A 16666-nucleotide genomic window follows, 5' to 3' on the forward strand; every position below is an offset into this window, starting at 1 on the left:
TTACTTATCACCGGCGTTCTTCCACCAGCTTGGTCCGATCCGATTCTGACATCCGAAAGTGGCTCATATGCCGCATCCTTGACAACAAAATGGCGTTCTCATGACTTGTCCGTCAAGCAAACGCCGCTCCCTTTAGTTTAACGGCCCAGCCCCGAATGAGCAACCGCGTTTTACTGTAAAACGTTTGAAGCTTCTTCATTTAAAATAAAAACAACCGTCCTGCCCTAGTTGGACAAAACGATTGCATTAATTTTGACAAAACTATTAAGTCATACAATAACTGTTTCACACTGGTGGTACTACTAATCTTTCAACGCCTCAACTTCAGACACAGTTAGACCACTTGTTTTGGCAATAACTGAAACTTCAATCCCCAATGAGAGCATGTTTTTTGCAATCTCAATTGCCTTTCTTTTTTCCCCTTCTACTAATCCCTTTTCTATCCCCTTAGCTATGCCCTTTTCCGTAGCCCACTCAATCATGGAAGCTTCGTCATGCAAATATTTCTGGCGCTCTTCATACAAACGACGCGCTTCCCGATCCTGACTCAAGAACTCCAGCGTATCCATTACTTTTTTAACCCCAGATTCATTCATGTTGTATCACCGCCTCTTGCATTCATACGATAATACAATCCTTTCCTCTGCATCAGTTGTTCATGCGTTCCATCCTCGGCAATTCGGCCATGCTCCATCACAAGGATGCGAGAGCACTGACGAGCAACCTCCATCCGATGTGTGACGAGTAACCCTATTCTGCCTTTCATAAAATTCAGCAAATGATTCATCACGTTCTGTTCTGTCTGAATATCCAGTGATGACGTTGGTTCGTCCAGAATATACAGATCCGATGACCTCGTAAAGAGTCTAGCAAGCGACAGTCGCTGTTGTTGGCCTCCAGATAGATTGGCCCCTTTCTCATGCAACATTGCTGCGTATTGTCCTTCCTGTGCCTCAATATATTCATGCATACCTGCCTGCTCTGCCGCAAGCTTTACCCTTTCCAACGTAGCGTCTATATTCAGACGGATATTGTCCTCAATCGTTCCTGAAAAGAAGGTTGGTGTCTGCGGCATATACGTCAGTCTGGATTGATTATCCATTTCTATGTACTCTGCAACATGTTTATTGCCCAGCAATACACTTCCTTTAGTCGGCTCGATCAGCCCTGCACACACTTGGCTTAAGGTAGATTTGCCTGCACCACTAGCGCCAACTACCGCAACCAGTTCACCAGGAACCAGATTAAGCGTAATCTGATCCAGAATCTTCCGACCACTGTCTTCATCGGTTACCGTAATCTGTTGAAGACGTAGCATAGCAATTTCGTACTCTTTATGTGCCCCTTTTTGTGTATTCCCTTGATCTTGGTTACACATTCCCTGTGCAAGCTCCTCGTGCTTAGTATTGGATGCATCTGTCTTCTTGTTCTCCGCCAATTTCAACCATGCAGAGATACGTCCAAATGCACCCACGCTGGCTTGCATCTGACTCCACTGGCTGGACAAGCCGAGTACTGGCCACACCACCAGTTCAAACAGCAGACTACTTGCAACAACCATGCCCGGAGACAAAGTTCCCCTAGCCGCTGACAAAGCAATAAGGAACAACGCTGCCAATTGAGCCAGACCAAACACCGCCATCGCCACATTATGCGACATGCTCAGGGTCATCTGCAACTTAGCCTGAACACGATTCAGTGATTGCTGTTGTGTCCGAAAACGTGCGAGAAACCACGGTGAAGAATTATACATCTGAATCACCGGTATCCCTTCAACATACTGTTGGATCTGTTCTTGGGACTCGCCTTCCCTGGATTCGACCTCATCGGACAGATGTACAATTCGCTGATCATACAACCTCGCCGTAAACCAGATTGCCCCTGCACTTACCAAGGCAATAACCGCAACCCATGCATCTGCTCTGTACAAGTATCCCAGCGATAGAGCAATGATGAATACAACCGTAACACCCTCTGCAATAGCCTCCACAACTTCTGCACCATGCTTGGTGTCTTCCTTGATGCGAAGCATCACATCCCCGGACTTCTGTCTGCGCACCCAGGAATAGGGCATCCGGTTTAACAGTTTCAACAGATCCATGGACATATCCCGTTGCATCGATTCCTTGAGCCATACCAGCACATAACGATGCATCGCGAGCAATACAATAAACCCTGCCAGAATGGCGATAAAGATCATCGCTGTAGCATTAAGCTTCTCCTGTCCCCCATCATGAATAGCATCCACGAAGAATCCCTGTACAAAGGCAAGTCCCCAATCAAAGACCGCATCTGCTGCGATAAAAATGAGCAAGATCGCTACAGCTAATCCATAAGGCTTCATCCAGCGAAAAATGACGGGCCATACCGTTGCCAATGATACAGCTTGCTTTGGGTCATCTGGAACATCACTTTCGTTCATCTGATGATGAGCTTCATTTTCATTATTTTCATTTATCTCATATGCTCCACTTTTCTCATGACTGCTTTTCATTTCAACATCATCGGCATATACTGCATCTTCGATCTTGTTACTCATGCTGTCCCTCCACTTCCGTATCCTGCTCCGCAATATAACTTCGATATCCGTTTGGCCGATCCAGCAATTCACGATGAGTCCCCGTATCTTCGACGCGTCCCTTCTGGATATAGATGACCTGATCTGCCCGTTCTATCAGCGATAATCGATGAGTAACTGCAATAACCGTTGTGCCTTTGTCAGCAGTGATTCGGGCAAAGAGATCATTCAATCGTTGCTCATGCCACGGGTCTTGAGATGACGTTGGTTCATCCAACAATAGAATATCCGGGTTCCTCAGCATCGCTCTGGCCAGACTAATACGCTGAAGTTCACCACCCGACATCGTCCCGCCTTGCGGCTGAAGCTCTGTCCCATAGCCGAGCGATTGACGCATAATCGCGTCATGTGCATGCGTCATATGGGCCGCAACCTTTACTTGATCGGCAGATATCTCCTCTTGTCCAAAAACAATATTCTCTTCCACGGTACCTGTGAAAATAAAGGCTTGTTGCGGAACATATACCTGATTGACATGCCCTGTCTGAACTTCATGCATATCCTTCAGTGAATTCTTCTGATTCATGACCTGGATAGAACCAGTAACAGGTGAATCTAATCCGGCTATTAATTTCAATAACGTGGTTTTCCCGCATCCACTTGGCCCCGTGATTACAGTAAGCTTTCCTTTCTTGGCCTCAAAAGAAATATCTGTTAACACTTCTTCTTGCTCCGCATACCTATAAGACACATGCTGCACGTTGATGCCAGCTGGTTTATATTGCTTTTCAAGCTGCCCTAAATGCGTATCGGACTGTACATATGTATTTGTACTGGTTTTAGCAATCGTGTTCTTTTTCTCCAAATCCAGCACCTCAAAGATTCTGGACGCATGAGAAGCCGAACCAATAAAATCATTCCACAACCCAGATAACGATTCAATCGGACGAGTTAACTGACTGCTTGCTACCAGAAAAGCTGCCAGTCCGCCTACATCCATATGTCCATTCAGGACCTGCATGCCGCCTAGATAGAGAATCAGAATCATGCCACCATACGTGGAGACCCGTCCGGCTGCTTCCGAAAGTCGTTGTAACACAGATACAGACATCGTATGTTTGAACACCTGATCCATTCGATCTTTAAAATGATGGTGTACATAACCCGCGAGTCCGTAACTTCGGATCTCAACCGGGGCTTGGATGATTTCAGTCAGTATCTCATCTCTTGACGCTGCGCTGGCATTCAACTGATCATGCTGTCTTTGTAGACGTTTACCGAGTCCTACCATTACAAGAGGATAGATCAATGTGAATGCAATGATAGCCAACGACAACGGCAAGTTCACCCAGCTGAAGTAAGCAAAAGCAAGAATCAGCTGAATGATATTTTTTGCAAGTTCAATGCCATGTTGGTTTATCCCCTTCTGTGCTTCCTTGGCTGAAGTCCAGATCCTAGAGGTTAGGTCACCCGTATGATAATGTGCCAGATCGCGTGTCTCTGTGTTGCTAAAGGATGAGAGCAGTAGAGACTGCACAGACAATAATGTCTTTTGCTGGAATAACGTCTCGACCCTCGTCATGAATACGGTTACAATCAATCGTAATACTACAATGCTAACGCCTATGATCAACCCTGAGTAGAGTAACGAAAACTGTGCTTCAGTCGCGCCTTTGACCAGTCTTCGGATCGATTCCAAATAACCGACCTCAATCAGTGAGACCATACATGCGGCGAAAAGTAACAGAATGATGAACATACGGTACTTGCCCGTTAGTGTCCATAATCGAGTTATCATGCCTAACGTTGTATAAGTTCTTTTGTCAGCAAACATGGATGGTTTCTCCAATCTTGTCATTAAATTATGTACTTGGTTATGATATCATCGGTGATAAGGAAAAAATGAACATTTATTGCTGAAAGTACTATTAGAAGTAGGGAGATTGATATGCAACACGATCTGCTAGACACATTGGATAAGCTATTCGACTACATAGAAGACCATATTCAAGACAAATTAACGCTGGATCATCTGGCATCTGTGACTCATATATCCAAATCCCACCTGCATCGCATGTTCAAACATGTAAGCGGACAATTGCCTGGAGAATACATTCGTTCACGCAAATTGGCACGCAGCCTGGAGCAATTGGTGAATCTGAACTGGAAGATTATCGATATCAGCGGACATTACGCTTTTGAACATGAACAATCCTACATACGTGCTTTCAAACAAGCCTTCGGCATTACACCCCTGCAGTATCGCAAACAGGGAGCTGGAGACCTTGAATTCACAGCCCGCATGACTTCGTCCATGATCACGATGCTTCCGTACGGATATATTTTCACACCAACGTATGTACGAAAACCGGCCATGAAACTCATTGGGCAACGATCCCACATTCGGTATGCAGACAATGAAGAACACTATGAAGCCAATTCAGCAGGCAACGACTTTTTTGAAAAACACTTTCATTCGATTCCTAACGTGTTGCAACCCAACGTATATATTGGATTTACCAATGAAATTAACGAGGATTACAGTACATACCAGCCGTCTGTAGAGGTCGCCAGTCTGGATCATATCCCTGAAGAACTGGACGGAATTGAGGTCCCGGCCAACCAGTATGCCGTATTCAAATTCGTCTGTGATTTCCATCCAAGTCTGATTAACATTGATCATCTGGACAGTGTCTGGACATTTATTGATGAATATTGGCAGAGCCATTCAGGGTACAAGAAGAGTGATCCATACTATTTTGAAAGAATTGATGGCAGTCTGGCTCAGGACCACTACGGAGAGTTGGACATTTATATTCCTGCAAAGCAAATTTCACTGTAGGTGGAGGTTCGATGCTTATGAATCAAAATACTCAAGCTAATTCAAGTTCATCAAATACAGATTCTCGCAAACCTTGGATACGTAGACACCCGATTCTCACTACAGTTACATTATTGATTCTTGTACTGTTTGCCGCCGTATTCCTGTATTTCTGGCTCCGTCCCTACTTCTCCACGTTTGACCGTTCTGAGAAAGGAGAATTGAGCTATTCGATGCCTTCGCGGAGCGGTGAATATACCGCCGAAATTTACGGTGTACCTTACGGTGGTGCGGCAGGCGGCGTTACAATCTGGGTCGATGTTAAGAAGACAAATGCCCCCGAGGATGCCACAAAAAAAACGATCTATCGTGCAGAGCACCACGGAAATAACCATCTCGAATGGGAAAGTGAAAACACACTCCGGATTGAAAACTGGAATGAATACACAGATGAGACCATTACCCTCAATATCGATGACGAAATATATGATGGATGGGGCTGGGCATGCAAAAGCTTACGAATGAAGGACCAGTCTGTGCGATGCCCGGCACGCGAAAAATAAAACAACTTAGCAGCTAATATGACGGCTCTGAACACTCGAGGTCTCATCTTGATGAGTAATCCTCACTGCACCGCATGTCAGGTTCTACGCTGTGTATGCCTTGTGAAAATCCCACCAAATGCTACTTTCATTACACCATGGCAAGAGATACACGCGGCACGAGAAGCGTAAAAAGCCCTACTCACCGAATCTTTCGGTTAAGTGGGGCTGCTCTTGTTCTACAAGTTATCGTTTATCAACTTATGCTTCATTGCGGTCTGCATAAGCTCAGTCACTAACAATATCGTAGCTATCAGACTTTAAACATATGGCAGCATTATAATTTATCTATTATATCTATTCTACCTCTTAATCCTCTTCTGCTTCTGCTTCTGCTTCTGCTTCTGCTTCTGCTTCTGCTTCTGCTTCTGCTCGCAATTGTGCCTTACACTCTATTTCCACTCAACCCTTATTTTCACCGATCCGCCCTATTGCATCCTACCAGCAACGGATTAGTTTTTGTTGTTATTTCACTTCTATTTCAATCTATTTTCTCTATTTCTACTCCCACTTCAAACTCTTCTGTCCTCATCTGTCCCAGTTCGTCTCCCTACTTACGCGGTGACACTTCACCACGTTCTTCCCGCTCTTTCATCTCTTTGCGTACCACCACTTCGAGCTTCTGCCGATTGGCAAGCAATCCGGGATCGTTTGGCAAGTACTCACGGGCTTTGGTGTTATGCATGAGTGCCTGCTCCCAGTTGCCCAGATGAGCATAACAAAGGGATAAACGGGCATGCGGCAACCATGTGCGGCAGGCCACAGGCACCGGGCGCAGACCCGGATCGCGGCTGCTCACGTCCACCGCCTGCATATACCAGTAGACCGCCGAGACGGGTTCCTGCCGTTCATGAAAACAGGCCGCAATGGCGCAGCAGAAGTCGGCATGTGGCAGATCATACTGGAACGACTGCAGCAATGCGCCGAGCTTACGGCCCGGCTCACCCAGTCGGTCATAACATTCCGCCAGCCGCGCGCAGGCAATCAGACGATCCTCGCGGTAACCGCTTGGCTGCTCCAGCAGCTTCGCGTATCCGCGTACCGCCGCCGCATAACGCTGGCGGTCATAACATTCGCCTGCATAATAAAACAGCAGGCGACCTTGGGCTACGCCCTCTTCGGCGATCCATTTGCGCAGAATGCGCACGTTTCGCGCCGAATGATGTCCCGCTTCGCGGCGATGCGTGACGGCAATGTCTGCCGTAATAACCTCGCCCCGCGGGAAGTTAAGCTGCTCGTGCAGCCGGCCATGCCAGCGGCACCCGGCATCCCGCTTGACCAAGCGAAGGCGTCGGTCCGTCACAAGTGGACTCCCCTCCGCTCCCTCGGCCAGCGTGTAGTTCAAGATCACAGCTTCCGTCTTCCCCCCGGACGGAAGCTGCTGCTTCAACACCGCAAGCTTCGCCCGTTCCGCGGGCAGCAGCACATCATCCGCGTCCAGCCACAGGATATACTCCTGCGTGGCCTTGGCGAATGACTCATTCCGCGCTGCGGCAAAGTCTTCCTTCCATTCATACGTGTAGACCTGGTCGGTATACTGCGCAGCCATGTCCATCGTGCGATCCGATGAACCGGTATCCACAATGACGATCTCGTCCGCGATGCCGGCAACCGAGTCCAGACAGCGCGCCAGCGTGCGTTCCTCGTTCTTCACAATCATGCACAGACTGATGGTGATCACGTTTTGAGCCCCTTCCTGTCGTACGCGTATTGCAAAATGTCATAACGGGTTTGTTCTTTCATTGACCAGGTACTGGTACTAAGCCACTCCAATTTTCTCTTCAAACTTACGATTAACTTGTAAACCAAGAATCAGCGCTACCACTACAAGAGGCTGCTTTAACACTCATTCTCCCAAATCTCAAAGTTCAATAAAGAATTCATTTCATTTCCACCTCGGCTAACGAACTGAGGTGACGCTATTTGGTGTATTTCAGCCACTTGGAAAATGTAACGAATCTGAGACCCGCTATTCTCGCATTATAGGCATCCATTCGTCGTTTATCGCAGCTTTCAGACGAAATAGCGTCGCTGAAATTCGTTACATTTCTCATCTCCCCAAAATCACCAAAATAAGGCGTGTGCGATTCGTTAGAATCCCCCTGCCCTTGCCGCTATCCATACCTTCACCATTACACTTCCCCACTCTCCTGACGACGAAACCGTTTCACCTGCTCCACCGCACTGTCCAGTGCCTTCTTGCGCTGTTTCATTACACGAAGGTGCTGTTGTTCTACCTCGGCAAAATGCACATGATCCAGCTCCATCCACTCCATCAGTTGATCCAACGTTGGCGACATATGCAGCTGTGTTCTCCGCCGTTTGCGGGCCACGCAACATAGATATTTATGATGAACTTCGAGTTTCAAGACTTCAAAATACGGCATCAGGGTCATCGCCAGGCTTCCCGCATAGAAGGTCTGCTTGTGGTCATAGAACGGGTGATACCCATACGGCACAGTCACAACCAGCGTCCCATCATCTTGCAACAGCCGATAAATCTGGATCAACAACGTCTCCGGATGAGCAAAATGCTCAAGCACTTCTCCAAGCAGCACAGTATCAAAGGTAGTCCTTACTTTCCATTGCGTAATATCCAGCATTCGAAAATCTACATTATTTCGAACCGGCCGGGATTCTTTCGCAAGCTCGCCTTGGGCATACCGGATACTCCCTTCCTCCAGATCAATGCCAGTGACACGAAACCCTTCCCGCGCCAGCAAAATAGACGTAATGCCCTGACTGCACCCGACATCCAGGATGCGTTTGCCTGTCGCCTCACGGCACATCCAGTGGATACGCGTTCTTGTCGCTTCATGAGAATCTTCCGAATTAATCTCGCCGTAGTAGCGTTCACTCACTCGATCATGATTCGCCATAGGTTTCTCCCGTTTTCACTCGGCGCATGGGCTGACCCAGTACCACAATATTTCCCCCATGGCATCCGGCCGTTGCATTGCGTGTATCGAAAATCAGCTTTGCATGATCTGCCATCTCCTGATAATTGAATCCCGAATGATCCGTCGTAATGATCACCAGATCAGCTCCTGTCCACAATTCCGGCACAGCAGGCCGAGACTGGAGCATCGTACCGTCATCCTTACGGAAGACAGGCACCATTGGATCGGTGAAAACCACATCTGCGCCCGCTACGCTCAGCAGCCGAAAAACGTCCAGCGCTGGTGATTCACGCAGGTCATCAATGTCTTTTTTGTAAGCCATACCCGCGAGTACAACACGAGCTCCCCGCACAGATACACCCTTCTGCTCCAGCAGCTCCGCGGCACGTTTCACCACTCTCTCTGGCATTTGCCGATTGGTTGCATCCGCCAGCTGAATGAATTGCAGCTCCGATCCCTGACGATTTGCAGCCCAGGACAGATAGATCGGATCGATTGGGATACAGTGCCCACCGATGCCAGGGCCGGGATAGAACGGCATATAACCGAACGGCTTGGTTGCCGCCGCATTCAGTACTTCCCAGATGTTTACCCCCATCTGTTCACAGGCCGGGGTCAGCTCATTCACAAGTGCAATATTGACACTGCGAAATGTATTTTCGAACAGCTTTGCCGTCTCCGCTACCGTTGTTGAACTGACCGGAACAACTTCGTTGAGGAACGAGCCGTAGAACTGTTTGCCATAATTCAGACAGGCGGGTGTGGAGCCGCCAATAATCTTTGGGGTATTTTTCACACCATAATGCACACTGCCCGGATCTACCCGCTCTGGAGAATAACAGACGTAGAACTGTTCTCCAGCTCGCCAGCCGTTTGCCGCTTCAATCGGTTGTTTCACGCGTTCCTCCGTTGTGCCCGGATAGGTCGTGCTTTCCAATATAACCAGGCTGCCTTCCTGCAAATACGGAGTCATGCCATCCACCGCGGCCGAGATATACGAGATATCCGGTTGATGCTCAGCGGTAAGTGGAGTGGGCACACAGATCACGATGACATTCGCCTGTCTCACCGCTGCATAATCGGTGCTTGCCGTGAATAATCCGGCCTGCATAAGCGACTGCAGGACATCATCTTCTATACCGATGACATACGAATGCCCGGCACCCAGCTTGGCTACCTTGGAGGTATCGATGTCAATCCCGTGGACTTGATAACCCGCCTGTGCCATCTCTACAGCCATGGGTAAACCCACGTAACCTAGACCGATGACGACAGCTTTCAGGGAGCGGTCATTAATATGTTGTATTAGGTTACGTTGCTGTAACTCTTCATTTCCTCCGTGCTGCTCATGCTGATGATTCTCTTCCATTCCTTCCACCTCCAAACGCTCCGCCTCCCTTCGATGGGCGTGTCTGAAAACTCCGAACGAGTTTTGAGACACACCCTAATCGATATAGCCACCTGCACGCAAAAACCGGGCAATCGCTGACTTGTTCATCATGGCACTGTCCGAGCGATAATCGGAGAAGTTCACACGAGACAGACTGCTGTACTGATCCGTCATGCTCTTGTCCTTGTGCTCCGGCAGGATGACATAATACTGCGCATCGTATTGGTACGTACGCGGCGCTTCAAAGGGCGAGATCAGCACTTCATGTAATTTCTCGCCTGGACGTATGCCCGTCACCTTATAATCGAAGGATGGACGACCTGCCTGTTCCAACATGACGGATGCAAGTTCCGTCATCTTGCAAGCTTTCATTTTCATCACAAAGGTCTCTCCGCCCACAGCCGCCTCAGCCGCCTTAAGCAATAAATGTATAGCTTCGGTACGCGTCAGGAAAAAACGGGTCATGCCTTTGTCCGTAATGGTCGGGCTTTTGCCTTCATCGATCTGACGACGGAACAGGGGCACGACACTACCGCTGGTTCCAAGCACATTGCCCCCACGGATACAGACAAACCGGGTACCTTCACTTAGCCAGTTGGCACGGATCATCATCTTTTCACCCAAGGCCTTTGTCATGCCGTATACGTTAATCGGATCTACTGCCTTATCAGTGGACACATCGATGACTTTGGCAACCTGCATACGTATCGCAGCCCGAATAATATTCTGCGTCCCGATCACATTGGTCTTGAACGCTTCATCCGGCTGGTCCTCGCAGACCGGAACATGCTTCAGCGCAGCCAGATGGAAGAGCACATCCACACCTCTGCATGCATCTTCCACTGCCCGATAATCGCGGATATCCCCAATGATGAATCGTAGACGCGGATCATGGTTGAACTCTCGCTGCATCGCAATCTGGGCGTATTCATTACGTGACAGGAGGCGAATCTCAGCCGGGTTCTGCTCCAGCAACACCTCAGTCAGCTTTTGACCCCAGGAGCCTGTTCCTCCAGTGATCAGAATCGTTTGTCCTTGAATCATGGATGAATCCCTCCCTGATCAGATCATGAATTCGCGTAGTACCTTTGCCATCTCATCCCGGCTTAACCGGTCTTTGGGCGGTACCTTTTTGGTTGAAGTATTGCTCGAATGCACGATGTTGACATAATTGCGCGGAGCAAGCAGCTCGTGCGGCAGTTCAATGACATTGCCATGTGTACCTCTGCCCGGAAGCTTGACCCGGTATCCTGCTGCGTATTCGGCTGTCTTATATAAGTAGACATAGAATTGCGGAGAACGGTGAAACGCTGGGGCCATCTCGTTATTCACACTGTCCCACAGATATCCGTTCTGGTTAATCAATGCCATCGTCTGAGGCTGGGGTTGAATATCGTAGAGCTGTTGAACAAAGGTTTTATGATACAGATCATCCGAATCCAGACGGGCAATATAGAGTTGCTCCGAACCTTTGGCAAACGCCAAAATGGCACGCACACTCTCCATGTTGGTTCCAAAACGAATATTCGAAGGAAGCGGCTCCTGATCCGCCAGAATCTCCCGCATCAAGTCCCCCGATTCCTTGGACAGCTTCACCACTGTGAGGAAATCCTGATTCGTCTGTGCCTTCAGGCAATGCAATGTGAACGTGCGGAAGATGCTCATCCGACGCTCCAGCCACTCCCGCGTTAATCGCTGCGGGTCCATTCCGTAATTGTTAAAGTTAATCTCAATCACAACTTTTCTGGACATAACATTCCTCCTCCTCATGAACGCTGCAAGTTACGTTTGTCGGATACTGACTCAGATTGTTTTCATAGTTTTGATGCCGTCTTCCTACCAAGACCATCTTCTATCTATCTGATCGCTTACAAGCGACATCTCGCTTGCCAATCCAGCACTCTATAACATATGAAACGTTGATAGAAGCGGTACCGACAGATGTACTAACTTTCATATAAATAGATTGATATTCAACCAAGGATGGCGCCCTTTGGGTCGAACGTACATATCGTTACGGTAGTCGCAACATAGAATAGAACAGTTCAATTTTCAAAGGAGGCAACCCATCAAATGAATTCGATCTATCTTGAAATGGAAGGTGTGCTTGATCAGCTCGAAGCGGCACTTCTGGAACACCGACCGCTGTCTCTTGTAAGAGTCGGTGATGGCGAGAATATCGTCATGTCTCAAGAAACGGTGTTGCCCACGGAACAGGTGCTTCAGGAGCGTTGGGCCATTAAGGCCAATTTAGGACAAAAGGGACTGCGCCTTCCCAACGTGCAGCTCCGTGACGAAGTGGCCGCTTCCCTGCAACGTGCGAGTATCGTCGGGATTCTTCCCCGTGGTGACAATACCATCAACGCTCCGGATTATCTCAAAAGACCCCTGACCGATATGGTGTTTGCACACTTTGGCATCTCTCCTCCGATGACTTGTCACGCCTGTGTCAATCGGGAACTGGCGCAGAATCCGCGTTTCTGGCAGATGCTTGCAGGCAAGCGTGTGTTACTCGTTACTCGTGAGATCGAGGCACTGCGTGACACGCTTGAACGTGAGCCGTATAATCTGAACATTGTGACTGCCCTGCCCTTCGACAGCTATGATCAAATGGATGAAACGCTGCACTGGATTCAGAATAATCAGCATACTTTCGATGTCGCTCTCTTCTCCTGCGGCGTCAACGCGGTTATCCTTGCTGAGCGAACAGCTGCACTCGCAGGCAAAGTTGCCATCGACTTTGGCAAAGCCAACAACATTATTCTGAAAGGCCGTGCCAACTGATTCTTGGGTCCCTCCACCTCCAGATCGGTAGCTGCTTCGAAACATGCATATGCTTGTATGACAAAAACCCCCGACTCCTTGTTGAGCCGGGGGTTTCATGCTGAGCGCTAGTCGAAACCTATCGCTACATTTTCGTGCATTTCTGGGGTTTCTAGGGTATGAAGCGAGCTCTACCTTGGGCGAAGCGATATTAAAGCACTCTGCGTGTTCACATGACATTTTTCATAACTAGCTGGTAGCTGCAATACCGTATAACATCTCCGGTCCGGTTCTTACTGCTGTGGACACGCCCGAGATGAACGAAGTATACACACTTTCCAATGCTGGTGGTGCAGACAGATCCTGGGCAGTGAACGAATGAAATTCGGCACCGCCATTCTGTCCAACCGTACCTTCAGCACGGTAGATGACATAGAATGGATCATATAGGAATCCCCGTACCAGCTCCACCACAAAGGTATCTCCCAGTTCTCCCGTAACACCTACTGTCCCGTTCAACGTAATAATAGGATTCGCCACACCCTGGGTCTGAAGACCAATTGCGCCGAATGCTTCCGGGGATGGACTTAGAGATAAACCGGGCTGTCCTACGGTTGCCGAGTTCATCGAAGTTCTCATATCGAGAAACACGCCCATCAGTAACACCTCCAATGCTATGGGATAACATATCCTATGAATCTCACAACTCTTCGGATTGGATGTATAGCAGATTCCATGAACCTATTTTTATTTGTCGACTGTTAGTGGTATATTGAACTGCATAACGAAATGAACGGATCGTATGCACACAAGCGGTACAGGCTGTTCAGAAGGAGATTATTATTCATGAATAAACGCAAACGTCCAACAGGCAAGACATCGGCCTCGGCCAAGGGAAAAACATACGCAGGTTCATCTACAGCACGTTCCGGCAAATCTAACTTCTCAAAATCATCAGGAGCTTCCGCATCACGCAATACGGAGGAGAATAAAAAACCAATAACTGCCAAATCATTGGCCGCACCGAAGAAAGCTGGAGGTAACAAATCCAAAAACGCCAGCGCATCCAAACGACCAGGCAATTCCTATTATCGCAAGCAGGAACCACCACGCCAGTACAAAGTGACCGAACCTGACGAACTGTTGAACTTCCTGTTGCAGCATTTGAAATCAGGACGGAACGCAGTGAAGTCCATTCTGGGTCGTGGACAGGTATCCGTGGATCAGAAGGTCGTAACCAAGTTTAATGAAGCGCTGACGCCAGGTCAGATTGTATATATCAAAAAAGAGGGTGCAGTCGCTGCTCCGTCCTTGACGGGTATTAACATTTTGCATGAAGACGATGATATCATTGTGATCCGCAAGGAAGCTGGACTGTTGTCCATTGCCGCTGACAAGACGGATGACCTGACGGCTTATCGCCAACTGACAGAGCATGTACGTCGCACCAATCCGCTGAACCGGATTTTTGTCGTCCATCGTCTGGATCGGGATACATCGGGTGTGATGATGTTTGCCAAAAGTGAAGAGGTGCAGCAGAAGATGCAAAACAACTGGAAGGAAAATGTGCAGGACCGCGTCTACGTTGCCCTTGTTGAAGGTTCAGTAGCCAAAGAAGAAGGCACCATCTCTTCCTGGTTGAAGGAAACCAAAACGCTGAAAATGTACTCTAGCTCTCGTCCGAATGATGGACAACATGCCATCACACATTACAAACGTCTGAAGTCGAACCGTGAGTTCTCCCTGTTGGAAGTGCGTCTGGAGACAGGGCGTAAAAATCAGATTCGTGTGCATATGGAAGATCTCGGACATCCGATTGCCGGTGACAGAAAATATGGTGCACGTACGAGAGACCTCGGCCGTCTCGGACTTCATGCACGCATACTCTCATTTATTCATCCGACAACGGATGAGTTGATGTCATTCGAAACGGATATTCCGAAGCCATTCCTGTATCCGTTCCGTGCAGATGCTCCACCTGCGAAATAACTGCACCTTGATCATGCCTGAAAGGAGGAACGGACACTGAAAAACCTGTTGATCACCGGTTACCGGGCACATGAATTGCAGATTTTTGGACAGAAGCATGAAGGTATTCCTTTTATTAAAAAAGCCATCTCCTCCCGCCTCACTCCCCTTGTCGAGGATGGTCTGGAATGGGTGCTGACGCCGGGACAATACGGTGTGGACCTGTGGGCCTGCGAAGTGGTGATTGATCTGAAGAAGACGTACCCACATCTGAAACTGTCGATCATCACTGCCTTTCAGAACCCGGAAGAGCAATGGAAAGAAGACAAGCAGGAGTATTACCGTTCCATCCTCTCGGGTGTGGACTATTACGGTGCGATTAGCAATCAACCTTATATCGGGCCGTGGCAGTTCACTGCACGGGATGACCTGTTGCTGCGCAAAAGTGACGGTCTTCTGCTCGTCTATGACGAAGATGCCGGGGAAGGCAGCCCCCGTTTTGTGAAGGAAAAAGCCGTGAAGAAACAGCAGAACGAGGACTATACAATCATCAGTGTCACTTCGGAGGATATCCAATCAGTAGCTGAGGATGAGCGCATGAATGATATTGCAGATTTCGACGATTCTTCATTCTGAAAAAATGTAGATCATCTCAAGTCCATTCATGCATAGCTGTCATCAGAGGGGAATCGTATTTTGAATGACGTACATATGTTTTTTTTCGAGGCAGGTTGGGTATAAGTAGTATTATAACTGCGATGATATGTCGTATGGGATAAGGGGAACTGCAGCCATGACAATTACGCCAGAGCAGCGCATTCAACTGCATGGATTCAACAACCTGACCAAGTCGCTCAGCTTTAATATGTACGATATCTGTTATACCAAAACCAAAGACGAACGCGAAGCTTACATTGAATATATTGATGAACAGTATAACGCCGACCGGTTGAGTAAAATTCTGAACAACGTCTCCGATATCATCGGAGCCCACGTTCTTAATGTTGCGCAGCAGGATTACGTGCCTCAAGGTGCGAGTGTGACGATGCTTGTCTCCGAAGGTCCAATCGTGGAGATCCCCGAAGAATCACTCGATGAATCTCCCGGCCCTCTGCCCGATAACGTTGTCATGCAGCTGGATAAAAGCCATATCACTGTGCACACCTACCCTGAATTTCATCCTAGTGAAGGTATCAGTACCTTCCGTGCGGACATTGATGTCTCCACCTGTGGTGAGATCTCACCGCTTAAGGCGCTGAATTATCTGATCCACTCATTTGATACGGACATTATGACGATGGATTACCGGGTGCGTGGCTTCACACGGGATACAAGTGGGCGCAAGCTGTTCATTGACCATGAGATCGGCTCAATTCAGAATTATATTCCGGACGAGATTAAGAGCAGCTTTGACATGATTGACGTGAACGTCTATCAGGAGAATATTTTTCACACCAAGTGTAAACTAAGGGAATTCGATCTCGACAATTATCTGTTTGGGTACACCAAGGATAAGCTCAGCAAGAAGGAACAACAGGAGATTACAGAATGGCTGAAGCTGGAGATGGACGAGATCTATTACGGCAAAAATATTAATCGTCCCTCTTAAAGAGGTTGTTCAACGCTGATCCATAAGGGCAAGGTCTAAGACAAGATTTCATGAAGGCAGGGTTCTTCTTTTCGGGGGACCTCCGGCATGTGCTT

General features: G+C 48.2%; 15 protein-coding genes. 6 read left to right on the forward strand and 9 right to left on the reverse strand.

Going from position 1 to position 16666, the window contains the following annotated elements:
* Positions 1–302: 302 nt before the first annotated feature.
* From D829_RS0115890 to D829_RS32480, 3 genes are read right to left on the reverse strand one after another with little or no spacing between them, the layout of a single operon-like run.
* Entirely contained in the window at positions 303–596 is a 294-nt protein-coding gene (locus D829_RS0115890) for an Rpn family recombination-promoting nuclease/putative transposase (protein WP_017689903.1), read from the reverse strand.
* A complete protein-coding gene (locus D829_RS0115895; protein WP_017689904.1) occupies positions 593–2539 on the reverse strand; it encodes an ABC transporter ATP-binding protein in 1947 nt (648 codons plus the stop codon). Before D829_RS0115895 ends, D829_RS0115890 begins: the two co-directional genes overlap by 4 nt.
* Positions 2532–4352: an ABC transporter ATP-binding protein gene (locus tag D829_RS32480; RefSeq protein WP_017689905.1), complete on the reverse strand. Its 1821-nt coding sequence runs from the start codon at positions 4350–4352 to the stop codon at positions 2532–2534. Before D829_RS32480 ends, D829_RS0115895 begins: the two co-directional genes overlap by 8 nt.
* Positions 4353–4466: 114 nt before the next feature.
* On the opposite strand from D829_RS32480, the gene D829_RS0115905 reads away from it, so the two are divergent.
* The gene (locus D829_RS0115905) at positions 4467–5360 is read left to right on the forward strand and encodes a helix-turn-helix domain-containing protein (RefSeq protein ID WP_017689906.1); all 894 of its coding nucleotides are present in this window, start codon (positions 4467–4469) and stop codon (positions 5358–5360) included.
* A 17-nt stretch (positions 5361–5377) separates the two neighbouring features.
* A complete protein-coding gene (locus D829_RS31200) occupies positions 5378–5902 on the forward strand; it encodes a DUF5412 family protein (protein ID WP_152417054.1) in 525 nt (174 codons plus the stop codon).
* A 589-nt stretch (positions 5903–6491) separates the two neighbouring features.
* On the opposite strand, the gene D829_RS0115920 is transcribed toward D829_RS31200, so the two are convergent.
* The 5 genes from D829_RS0115920 to D829_RS0115940 all read right to left on the reverse strand — a co-directional run bounded on the left by D829_RS0115920 (position 6492) and on the right by D829_RS0115940 (position 11983).
* On the reverse strand, positions 6492–7622 hold the full coding sequence (locus tag D829_RS0115920) for a glycosyltransferase family 2 protein (protein WP_017689909.1): 1131 nt from the start codon (positions 7620–7622) through the stop codon (positions 6492–6494).
* 451 nt (positions 7623–8073) lie between these two features.
* The gene (locus D829_RS0115925; RefSeq protein WP_017689910.1) at positions 8074–8820 is read right to left on the reverse strand and encodes a methyltransferase domain-containing protein; all 747 of its coding nucleotides are present in this window, start codon (positions 8818–8820) and stop codon (positions 8074–8076) included.
* Positions 8807–10219: a nucleotide sugar dehydrogenase gene (locus tag D829_RS0115930; protein ID WP_241230786.1), complete on the reverse strand. Its 1413-nt coding sequence runs from the start codon at positions 10217–10219 to the stop codon at positions 8807–8809. Before D829_RS0115930 ends, D829_RS0115925 begins: the two co-directional genes overlap by 14 nt.
* 66 nt (positions 10220–10285) lie before the next feature.
* Positions 10286–11275 (reverse strand): SDR family NAD(P)-dependent oxidoreductase, encoded by a 990-nt coding sequence (locus D829_RS0115935; RefSeq protein ID WP_017689912.1) that lies wholly within the window; start codon positions 11273–11275, stop codon positions 10286–10288.
* An 18-nt stretch (positions 11276–11293) separates the two neighbouring features.
* The gene (locus tag D829_RS0115940) at positions 11294–11983 is read right to left on the reverse strand and encodes a glycosyltransferase (RefSeq protein ID WP_017689913.1); all 690 of its coding nucleotides are present in this window, start codon (positions 11981–11983) and stop codon (positions 11294–11296) included.
* A gap of 321 nt (positions 11984–12304) precedes the next feature.
* Between D829_RS0115940 and D829_RS0115945 the strand changes: the two genes are divergently transcribed.
* Entirely contained in the window at positions 12305–13015 is a 711-nt protein-coding gene (locus D829_RS0115945) for a GT-D fold domain-containing glycosyltransferase (RefSeq protein ID WP_017689914.1), read from the forward strand.
* 228 nt (positions 13016–13243) lie between these two features.
* Here D829_RS0115945 and D829_RS0115950 read toward each other — a convergent pair whose 3' ends face one another.
* Positions 13244–13651: a hypothetical protein gene (locus D829_RS0115950; protein ID WP_017689915.1), complete on the reverse strand. Its 408-nt coding sequence runs from the start codon at positions 13649–13651 to the stop codon at positions 13244–13246.
* Positions 13652–13840: 189 nt separating this feature from the next.
* Here D829_RS0115950 and D829_RS0115955 point away from each other — a divergent pair, with 189 nt between their 5' ends.
* From D829_RS0115955 to speD, 3 genes are all read left to right on the forward strand, one after another.
* On the forward strand, positions 13841–14983 hold the full coding sequence (locus D829_RS0115955) for an RluA family pseudouridine synthase (RefSeq protein ID WP_017689916.1): 1143 nt from the start codon (positions 13841–13843) through the stop codon (positions 14981–14983).
* A gap of 36 nt (positions 14984–15019) precedes the next feature.
* Positions 15020–15598, forward strand: a complete 579-nt coding sequence (locus tag D829_RS0115960) for a DUF1273 domain-containing protein (RefSeq protein ID WP_026081201.1) — start codon at positions 15020–15022, stop codon at positions 15596–15598.
* 157 nt (positions 15599–15755) lie between these two features.
* Positions 15756–16571 carry an adenosylmethionine decarboxylase gene (speD, locus tag D829_RS0115965; protein ID WP_017689918.1) on the forward strand — a complete coding sequence of 272 codons (816 nt, stop codon included), beginning with the start codon at positions 15756–15758 and terminating at the stop codon, positions 16569–16571.
* Positions 16572–16666: the final 95 nt, after the last annotated feature.

The sequence above is a fragment of the Paenibacillus sp. PAMC 26794 genome (genome assembly GCF_000316035.1).
Lineage (GTDB): Bacteria > Bacillota > Bacilli > Paenibacillales > Paenibacillaceae > Paenibacillus.